This is a genomic window from Aquiflexum sp. (genome assembly GCF_041751335.1).
Classification (GTDB): Bacteria; Bacteroidota; Bacteroidia; order Cytophagales; family Cyclobacteriaceae; genus Aquiflexum.
This window is the reverse complement of the sequence record NZ_JBGSXS010000279.1, coordinates 1-1,799: the sequence shown is the minus strand read 5'-3', so window position 1 is coordinate 1,799 and position 1,799 is coordinate 1. Positions and strand designations below refer to the sequence as shown.

Here is a 1,799-nt window from a genome sequence, read left to right as displayed (position 1 = left end):
AATTTTGAGGAATTATTTGAAATAGGTATTACTTTTTCTTTGCCACAAATACGCCATTCGGTTGGATAAATTTGGCTTCTTTTATATTCCCGTCTTTATCTTCCAAAAACTCTATGACGAATCCCTCCACGATTTTCAGCGCGAACTTGTCCTCTTCCCTCAAAATCCCCAATAACCCGGAAGTAAATGCCTTACTGCTTGATCCAATGGCAAAGAGTGTGTTGGGGGTTACAGGAATTTTATTTTCATAATCGCGGTAACCGAAGCCTTTGGAATAAATGATCTTATCCTTTTCGACCACTGCCACGGCAAATCCAGCTGCCTTCCAGGTCTGCAGGACTTTTTCGAGTTCTGTATCCAAACCTGAAAAGCGATTGTCAGTTTTTTGTTTTTGGGTAAACGAAGTCAGTGAAATTAATGAAATTAGAAGGGAGAGGATTAGTTGTTTCATGGTGTTGTCAATTTAAAAAAAATTATAGTTTAAATTTGGGTAAATTTTAATCGAAAATTCCAATATGCCTAAATAATATTTTTAATGGTATATGTCTTGTTTTGGCAACAAAGAATAATCCTTTGAAAATAAATATTTCATAATATTGTACATATAATTCCAAAATATATAATTATGTTAAGCGCTTCGATTTCGGATTTTAGGAAAGATATAAAGCGTTATTTTGATAAGGTCACTGAGGATTTTGAAACCTTGATTATCAATCGTGGAAAGGACAAAGAAGTGGTAATCATGTCCTTGGCTGAATATAATTCTTTGCTTTCGACCCAACATGAGCTTTCCTCAAAGGAGAATGAAAGAAGGTTGGATTCTGCGATTGAAAAGTTAAAATTTAAAAAAAATAAAGGCGATGGAAAAGAAATTTAAACTTTTGGACACGGTGGCTATCCTGAGAGAATTGCCACACCACAGAGTTCTTCTGGGTCAGGTGGGAACTATAGTAGAAATACTCTCTGATGTTGATTATGAGGTAGAATTTTCAGATAAAAGTGGAGAAACCATTGCCGAATTTTCTGTTCCCGCTGATGATTTATTGTTGTTACATCATTCATTGGAATATTCCCCCAAATAGTTTGATATATATCCATTGTCCTCTTTTTTCGATACCAAAATAGAATTCCTCCGCGGCATGGGCCCGCAAAAAGCTGCTTTGTTCAATAAGGAGCTGAATATTTTTACCTATGGGGAACTGCTGCAATATTATCCGTTCCGCTACGAAGACCGGACCAAGTTCTATAAAATCAATGAACTGAACGAGGATCTTGAAAATGTACAGGTCATTGCCAAAATCCGAAAAGTAGAAACCATCGGTGATGCCAGGAGAAAGCGGTTGGTAGCCTATATTTATGATGATACCGGTGAAATGGAACTCACTTGGTTCAAAGGGATTCAATGGGTAGTCAAAAAACTGCTTATCGGTCCGGCATTTGTCTTTTATGGAAAGCCCAACAAATATGTGCGAAAATTCAGCATCGCCCATCCTGAAATGGAGCCCCTTTCTCAGATGCAAGAAGAAAAGAGTTTTTTCCAGCCCGTCTATTCCACTACAGAAAAGCTGAGAGCAAAATATCTGGATTCCAAAGGGATTTCCAGAATTATGGAAGGTTTGGTACAAGTAGCTTATCCCCAAATTCAGGAAACATTGCCATTGGATATAATACAGCGGTTTAACCTTATTTCAAAACAGGTAGCGCTAAAGCAAATCCACTTTCCCGAAAATCCCGAAATCCTAAAACAGGCAAGGTTTCGGCTGAAATTTGAAGAGTTTTTCTTTGTGCAGTTGAGGTTA

At 37.4% G+C, this 1,799-nt stretch carries 3 protein-coding genes and 1 pseudogene; 3 read left to right on the top strand and 1 reads right to left on the bottom strand.

Annotated elements, in window-relative coordinates; translation table 11 throughout:
- Window positions 1-28 precede the first annotated feature (28 nt).
- A complete protein-coding gene (locus tag ACEW8U_RS15640) occupies window positions 29-451 on the bottom strand; it encodes a serine hydrolase domain-containing protein (protein ID WP_373522989.1) in 423 nt (140 codons plus the stop codon).
- 174 nt (window positions 452-625) lie between these two features.
- Here ACEW8U_RS15640 and ACEW8U_RS15635 point away from each other — a divergent pair, with 174 nt between their 5' ends.
- The 3 genes and pseudogenes from ACEW8U_RS15635 to ACEW8U_RS15625 form a co-directional block, all read left to right on the top strand.
- Window positions 626-877 carry a type II toxin-antitoxin system Phd/YefM family antitoxin gene (locus ACEW8U_RS15635; protein ID WP_373522988.1) on the top strand — a complete coding sequence of 84 codons (252 nt, stop codon included), beginning with the start codon at window positions 626-628 and terminating at the stop codon, window positions 875-877.
- Window positions 861-1,082, top strand: coding sequence for a DUF4926 domain-containing protein (locus ACEW8U_RS15630; protein WP_373522987.1), 222 nt, complete (start codon window positions 861-863; stop codon window positions 1,080-1,082). Before ACEW8U_RS15635 ends, ACEW8U_RS15630 begins: the two co-directional genes overlap by 17 nt.
- Before the next feature lie 15 nt (window positions 1,083-1,097).
- Window positions 1,098-1,799: pseudogene (locus ACEW8U_RS15625) on the top strand (ATP-dependent DNA helicase RecG); the annotation flags it as partial.

Bases quoted from the DNA above. Each gene is read 5' to 3' on its own strand.
- ACEW8U_RS15640 (WP_373522989.1), bottom strand. From the start codon at position 451: ATGAAACAACTAATCCTCTCCCTTCTAATTTCATTAATTTCACTGACT.
- ACEW8U_RS15635 (WP_373522988.1), top strand. From the start codon at position 626: ATGTTAAGCGCTTCGATTTCGGATTTTAGGAAAGATATAAAGCGTTAT.
- ACEW8U_RS15630 (WP_373522987.1), top strand. From the start codon at position 861: ATGGAAAAGAAATTTAAACTTTTGGACACGGTGGCTATCCTGAGAGAA.